This is a genomic window from Pseudochryseolinea flava (genome assembly GCF_003286915.1).
Taxonomy (GTDB): Bacteria; Bacteroidota; Bacteroidia; order Cytophagales; family Cyclobacteriaceae; genus Ohtaekwangia; species Ohtaekwangia flava.
On the sequence record NZ_QMFY01000021.1, the window covers coordinates 74,840 to 81,774 of the forward strand.

Genomic DNA, 6,935 nt, shown 5'->3' on the forward strand with positions numbered 1-6,935 from the left:
GGATATATGAAATCAAAAATATTTGCATACCTCACGCTTTTCATGACACTGTTTATTGTCATATCGTGCGATGACGACGATTCAAAACCTGAAGCTGCTGCTACGTTCGACGTCAGTAAAACTACCGTGAGCATTGGTGAAGAAATTCAATTCACCAATACATCGAAGAACGCAACGGCGTTTAAATGGAGCTTTGGTGACGGCACAACTTCAAAAGAAGTATCACCCAAGAAATCGTACACATCCTCTGGAACATTCGTGGTAAGTCTGCTCTCCACAGGCACAGGAGGATCTCAAATTGCTAATGTATCGGTCACTGTACTTCCTGACCCTGAAATATTTTTCACAGAAGTCAACGCCAACATGATTCGTAAGTTCGCTATTGGTAGTCCTACGTCAATTGGTGACTTCCTTGATGTTACAGAAATGGCCGGCGTAGGTTTGGCTTACGATGCAGCTAACGAAAAAGTTTATTTCAGTGATTATGCAGTTACAGGTGAGGGCAAAATTTGGCGTGTAAATCTTGATGGTACAGATCTTGAAGCAATCGTTGATGGTCTTTACGATCCATATCAAATTGCACTCGATGTTGAAAACGGAAAAGTCTATTGGGCTGAAGACCTTGATGCCGATGAAATCGGACATATTGGAAGAGCCAATCTCGATGGATCGGACAAAGAATACGTTGTGTCACTTGACGGAGGCGAATTCAGAGCCATTGCGCTCGACACCGAAAATGATAAGATGTATTACTACGAAGTGTACAATGAAGATTTGTATCAAGCCAATCTTGATGGAACGGATGCCACACCGATCCTCAGCGGTGTATTTGGTTATGCACTCGCAGTCGACATGGTCAATGACAAAATTTACTTTGATGAACAGAATGACGAAGAACTAAAGCGCGCTGACCTCGACGGTAGTAACATCGAAACGATCGACGACAACGGCTCTCGTATTTACGGCATCGCTGTCGACGCTGCCAACAATAAGATTTATTGGTCAGGACGCGACTCGGGCGTTATCACAACGGCAGCACTAGACGGAACACACAAACGTGATCTTGCTTCTGGGTTATTCAGTCCACGGGGCTTATTCTTAAAAAAATAAAAACATCAACATGAGAAATAAACTGTTATACCTATTCAGTTTCGGAATTTGCATGTTGCTGTGGCAATCTTGTTCCGAAGATGACTACCCTGTTCCACCCGCGAGCACGGTACCAAGGTTTTCCAATACAATAGACAATGATGAATTCGCACCAGCAACGGTAACCTTTAAAAATGAAAGTATCGTTCCTGATCGCGCTGGCGATGTTACCTACCAATGGAGCTTTGGCGATGGCACCTCTTCTCGTGAGGTCGCGCCAACACATTTGTATTCAAAACCAGGAGCATACAAAGTGAACCTCGTGGTAGTCACAACTTCCTCGATGGAGATCAATGAGTTTTCAAAAACCATTGTGATAAAAGATCCGAACGCATCGGGTACGCCCGTGTTTTTCACGGATGGAAGTACGGTATTCACCGCGTTGATTAATGACCAGGAACCTGTTGTTACGAGCATCGGCATTAACAGTCTCCAAGATTCCTATGGAATGGCGCTCGATACGGTGAACAACAAATTATACATCGCCGATTTCGACGGAGATAAAATACTCGTTGCTGATGCCGACGGAAAGAATCTTCAGGATTTCCGAACCAATGTTGGCGAACCCGATGCTGTTGCCATTGACTACGCAACAGGAACGCTCTATTGGGACACACCGAGTGGTATTCGTCGTGCCGACATGAGTAACACCGATCTAGGTCAGTTTGAAAATTTTGTAACAGGCCAATCTAATGATCCCGAAGGAATTTCTATTGATCCGGTAAATAGAGTTCTCTATTGGAACAACTACGACGGTGGCGTTTGGAAAAAGGGACTTGACAGCGGTGGTGAAAGTGAAATCATCCCAGGAGGCCAAGGCGGCGCCAGTGTGCTCGTGGTTGGCGATAGAATTTTCTTCGATGAATTTATTGCCTCGGGGGATATCTACTTGAAGTCCGCGAACCTCGACGGGTCGGGTATCGCCACCGTTGCAACCGGCATCTCACGCGTGGTGTACGGACTCGCGTACGACAAGGACGACAACAAAATCTATTGGGTTGACCGCAACAAAAGCAACATCATGCGCGCTAACCTTGATGGGACATCGAGCGAGACTTGGGCCAGTGGATATAGCGCACGAGGTCTTGTAATCGGAAAGAAAAAATAATCTACACAATGTTCGTGCTCATTGTAACGTGAGCACGAACATTTACTAACTACAACCATGAAAGGAATTTTAGCACTCTGTTTTCTACTCTCCTATTCTATTTCATCTTTTTCACAGGCTGCACCGAAAGGAAAACTTTTTATTATTGGCGGTGGCTCCCGGCCCGACAGTATGGTGGAACGTATCATTCAAGAAGCAGATTTGCGTAGCGGTGGGTACGCAATTATCTTACCCATGTCGAGTATCGAACCAGACTCTGCCGTTTATTATGCAAGTCAACAGTTTCTAAAGGCTAACATTAAAAGCATTCGCGGCGTACACTTCGTAAAAGGGCAACAATGGTCAGCGCATAAATTAGACTCGGTTAGAAACGCAAAACTCATTTATATCTCTGGTGGTGATCAAAATCGTTTCATGGATGTCGTACTGGGAACAGAAATCGAGAAAGCCATCCACGATGCTTATCAGAAAGGTAGCGTGATCGCTGGAACAAGTGCAGGCGCTGCTGTGATGAGTAAAATTATGATCACCGGAAATGAATTAAAACATCCGGACTATTCATCAACATTCCAGAATATCGAAGAAGCTAACATCGAAACGAAACAAGGACTTGGCTTACTTACGAGTGTTATTATCGATCAACATTTTGTCGCTCGAAGTCGGTATAACCGTTTGATCAGCGCCGTGATTGAATTCCCACAGATGAAAGGCATTGGCATTGATGAATCAACAGCAATTCTTGTAAAAGGAAATGAAGTTGAAGTCGTTGGCGACTCTCAGGTTATCGTCATCGAGAATCCAAAGCAGTCGAAAAAAGTAACAAACAATACAGGGAAACTCGGCGCAACCGGGCTTCAGCTCAGCGTTCTACTGCCCGGTGATAAGTTTAAGATTAAATAATTTTCTTGAATGATCTTATTAAACGGCGTTGCTTATTTTAACAGCCTATAAAGTAACACCGCTGTTCTCTTTGCTTGCATATTCACCGTGCGAATGTCCGCTCTTTCATCAACCGTGTGTCCGCCAGATGAACGCAATCCAAGTCCATCCATGGCCATGTCTACATATCCAGAGGTGAAAGAGATATCCGCTGCACCGGCATCACGAGGATTAACGGCGCGCACACTGCCCATGTTGAGATCGCGACTAATCTGATCAAAAGTTTTCAACAATTGGTAATTCCCCGGCGTGGGTGCTAGTGGCGGATAACCATCACCAAAAGTTATTTCTGCTTGTGTTTGTGGAAGATGTTTGGCGACAATCTCTTTCATCACTTGCTGCGCCTTCGAGAGCTGCTCTGGCGAAATAGCACGAATGTCCCCCGTTACAATCACATCCTTTGCAACAATGTTTCCCTTGCCAAAAGCCTTACCACCATTCTCATCGATGTTGTGATCAACGGTTGTTCCGCCGAGAATAACACCCGGATTGAACGTAAGATTTTCTTCCTTCGACAATGCTTCATAAAAGCCATTGACGATACGACACGCTTCATAGATCGCCCCTGCTCCAACCCTCTCGGTGAAGATCTGCGACGAATGCGACGGAACACCGGAAACTTTCAAAGTCCAATCAAATGAGCTACGTCTTGAAATATTTGCTGTTTCGAATCTACCATCGCCGTCTTCAAAACCCAGTGCGATATCAGCAACTTTAGCAGCCTCGATCAACTCATGGCGTGCCAATGAAAGCGGCTCTCCACTCAGCTCTTCATCGCCACTGTAAAATACGATGATGTTCATATCCTTTAGCAGTCCCGCGTCATGCAATGCTTGTAGCGATTGAATGATGACAACATCACCACCCTTCATATCACCAACCCCAGGACCGCTGGCAATGGAATCGTTCACCATTGCATACTTTTGAAAGGGACTTGAAAGCTCAAACACTGTATCGAGATGACCAATCAATAAAACAGTTTTACCGCTATTATTTCCCTTATGTTCGCCTATCAAATGCCCGGCACGATTAAAAGGTTTCCCGTCCACCCAACGCGTCTTGAAACCCAAGGCATCGAGCTTTGCCTTGAAGATCTGCCCTACCTTGTAAACGCCATCAAAATTCATGGTACCACTATTGATATTGACAACTTCTTCAAGCAGCGTTAACGCCTCTTTGCGATGTGCATCAACATGACTCACAATCTTCTTTTCAGTTTTTGAAAGCTGCGCATAGGTAGAACGTTGTGCCGCACATAGCAGCGCCAATAACAGCACACATCGTATGACAGAAAGCATTTTACAATTCATGAGAAACTATATTATTTACGACTTCAAGTTAGCACGAAAGCTGTTAAAAAGCAGGAAAAAATTATGATTGGTAACGCTTTGAACACTCCTCTTAGCGGATAAAAAAAAGAAGGGCTAGACTTCGTTCGTCATAACCCTTCACATGATTTAAGTATTACAGATGTCTTACTTCGGAATGCCTATTGTGGCAATACGAAGGTTAAAAGAAATTCACATTTCCATTCTCGACATCATACATCGCGCCGACGATTTTTATCTGCCCCTCTTTCTCAAGCTCGGCAATGATCGGGCTTTCTCTTCTAATACGTTCGATCGTCAAATGCACGTTGAGGTCCGTTACGTTTTTTACGAACGCAGCATTGGCACCAGTTCTATTTTCCTTTGTTTCTTTTTCAGCATAAATAGCAGGCTGAACTTTGTTGAGTAATGTCGTAAGATTTCCCATTTCAACATGATTACATGCCCCGACGATAGCACCACATTTTGTGTGACCTAGCACCATAATAACCTTTGTTCCTACTAACTTCGTAGCAAATTCCATACTACCAAGAATGTCTTCATTCAATACGTTGCCGGCAATTCGAATACTAAAAACATCGCCCAACCCCTGATCGAAGATGAGCTCCGCAGAAGTTCGGCTATCGATGCAACTCAAAATTGTTGCAAAAGGAAATTGGCCCGTCGAAGTCTCATTGACTTGCTGAAGCAAATTTCTATTCGCTTTCAAGTTGTTGACGAATCGCTGATTTCCATCCTTTAAAATCTGGAGTGCCAGATCTGGTGTAAGTTTAGATTGTGTCTCTTTAGATTGTGTACGCATATTTGGCTATTCTTAATTGATCCGTTTTGAGCATCCCGAAAATAGTGACCAAGTGCGAAATCATCAACATAAACAGCACTTTACGTCCTATTCTTTTCTGAACAGTCTGCCTGAAGGTAAAGGAGAAGCGGAAAAACCACAAATTAGATAATCATTAGAGTTTCTTCCTTTCACCCAATCAAAAAATGAACACTACTGGGTGTGGGAAAATACAGTTCTATCAATTTTACCTCTCACCTCGTTTATCGACAATAATCTTTCGCAGGAAGACTGGATGTGGATCGGATCAAAAGCTTTTTTACAAAAAGACTTAGGCGGATTTGAGATCTGCACTTTTGACGCAGTAGCCTTCAAAAAATTATCTCCTGAAGCAACGAAACTATTGAACAGTCTAACGTCACTCTACAGTAGTTATAACGACATGTGCGCCAAAAACCAGTGTGAGAAATTCGAAGAGATACATCAGGATCTCCTCGTAAAACTGCAGAAAGAACACGTGCTGGTGTTTTCGTTTTGCTCGTGTTGAATCAGCATTATACGATCTTCCAAAATACCACACTATGCCCCAGCACTATGTTGCCACTATTTAGGCACCACTACGTTGCCCTGTTCATCTATCTTTAATGTACAATCGATTTGAAAACCGCGACACAGCGCTTGGACAGTTGTGTAAAAGATAACCAATTCACTGGTATCGGGAGAATGTCCATTCACAAGTTTCGCGATTACCTTTAAGCTTCCCCTATTTTTATAAAACTTTTGCAAGAAATATTGGCAGGCAAATTCGATCGTTGCCCTCCACTGAAGATCATGAACCTCAACCTCCAGCCACGGTGTTCGCAGTGTCGTCACCTCCAATGAAACATGACCGTAGAAAGGCAGATTTCCCGCCAGCATTTTTGTTTCGTAGCTACATTCCAACGTCAACAATTCAAATGGTCTCGAGTCGTGTTTCATCAAAAAACCGTTTTTGTAATACATACCGTAGATGTCGCACCTATGGACACAATTCAACTTCGCTTCGAAAGATGTAGACAAAATATATCATAACAGCTAACCAGGTGGTGTATAAAACAAAAAAGCTCATCGAATGATGAGCTTTTTGCGGTCGGGACGGGACTGCGATTACTACATTCATACGATTGAAAATCAAACGCTTAAACCCGGACGCTTCACGACTGGTAACTGAAATGCTAACCGAGGCTAGCACTTCCGGGGAGATAGGGATTCGACCAACACTAATTAACAAGCTGATAGCCCCTGTCTAAAAATTAGCCACACCGAAAATTACGATCAAAAGACAACGATAAGTTACAAACTCTTTGCTGATATATCGTAAGCAAGTCGTTTGGGTTACCGCTGCCAATCGATTCACCAGGTCAACGTATGAACTACACGCTTCTTGTAGTCGTAATAATCTACGGTGCGAATCCAGGTGTTTGTTCCAAAATTCTTACCAAGGGTTGCCGTCACTAATGTATTGGTACCTGGCTGGTTTTTTAGAACAGGTTAAAATTAGAGTTTTTAACTTTAACCATCTGAAAAAGCGTTATGAAAAAAACAAGATTCACAGAAGCACAGATCATTGGGATCTTAAACGAGCAGGAAC

General features: G+C 43.4%; 6 protein-coding genes. 3 read left to right on the forward strand and 3 right to left on the reverse strand.

Going from position 1 to position 6,935, the window contains the following annotated elements:
* The first annotated feature begins 6 nt into the window (after nt 1-6).
* From DQQ10_RS25225 to DQQ10_RS25235, 3 genes are read left to right on the forward strand one after another with little or no spacing between them, the layout of a single operon-like run.
* Entirely contained in the window at nt 7-1,110 is a 1,104-nt protein-coding gene (locus DQQ10_RS25225; protein WP_165824125.1) for a DUF5050 domain-containing protein, read from the forward strand.
* 10 nt (nt 1,111-1,120) lie between these two features.
* Nucleotides 1,121-2,257 carry a PKD domain-containing protein gene (locus DQQ10_RS25230; protein ID WP_221409795.1) on the forward strand — a complete coding sequence of 379 codons (1,137 nt, stop codon included), beginning with the start codon at nt 1,121-1,123 and terminating at the stop codon, nt 2,255-2,257.
* A 57-nt stretch (nt 2,258-2,314) separates the two neighbouring features.
* Nucleotides 2,315-3,157 (forward strand): cyanophycinase, encoded by an 843-nt coding sequence (locus DQQ10_RS25235; protein WP_112749722.1) that lies wholly within the window; start codon nt 2,315-2,317, stop codon nt 3,155-3,157.
* 32 nt (nt 3,158-3,189) lie between these two features.
* On the opposite strand, the gene DQQ10_RS25240 is transcribed toward DQQ10_RS25235, so the two are convergent.
* The 3 genes from DQQ10_RS25240 to DQQ10_RS25255 all read right to left on the reverse strand — a co-directional run bounded on the left by DQQ10_RS25240 (nt 3,190) and on the right by DQQ10_RS25255 (nt 6,283).
* The gene (locus DQQ10_RS25240) at nt 3,190-4,506 is read right to left on the reverse strand and encodes a M20/M25/M40 family metallo-hydrolase (RefSeq protein ID WP_245970540.1); all 1,317 of its coding nucleotides are present in this window, start codon (nt 4,504-4,506) and stop codon (nt 3,190-3,192) included.
* A gap of 199 nt (nt 4,507-4,705) precedes the next feature.
* The gene (locus DQQ10_RS25245) at nt 4,706-5,326 is read right to left on the reverse strand and encodes a carbonic anhydrase family protein (RefSeq protein WP_112749724.1); all 621 of its coding nucleotides are present in this window, start codon (nt 5,324-5,326) and stop codon (nt 4,706-4,708) included.
* Between the two features lie 582 nt (nt 5,327-5,908).
* Nucleotides 5,909-6,283: a hypothetical protein gene (locus tag DQQ10_RS25255; RefSeq protein ID WP_133259762.1), complete on the reverse strand. Its 375-nt coding sequence runs from the start codon at nt 6,281-6,283 to the stop codon at nt 5,909-5,911.
* Nucleotides 6,284-6,935 lie beyond the last annotated feature (652 nt).

Coding starts and splice junctions, on each gene's coding strand:
- DQQ10_RS25225 (WP_165824125.1), top strand. CDS start 7: ATGAAATCAAAAATATTTGCATACCTCACGCTTTTCATGACACTGTTT.
- DQQ10_RS25230 (WP_221409795.1), top strand. CDS start 1,121: ATGAGAAATAAACTGTTATACCTATTCAGTTTCGGAATTTGCATGTTG.
- DQQ10_RS25235 (WP_112749722.1), top strand. CDS start 2,315: ATGAAAGGAATTTTAGCACTCTGTTTTCTACTCTCCTATTCTATTTCA.
- DQQ10_RS25240 (WP_245970540.1), bottom strand. CDS start 4,506: ATGAATTGTAAAATGCTTTCTGTCATACGATGTGTGCTGTTATTGGCG.
- DQQ10_RS25245 (WP_112749724.1), bottom strand. CDS start 5,326: ATGCGTACACAATCTAAAGAGACACAATCTAAACTTACACCAGATCTG.
- DQQ10_RS25255 (WP_133259762.1), bottom strand. CDS start 6,283: ATGAAACACGACTCGAGACCATTTGAATTGTTGACGTTGGAATGTAGC.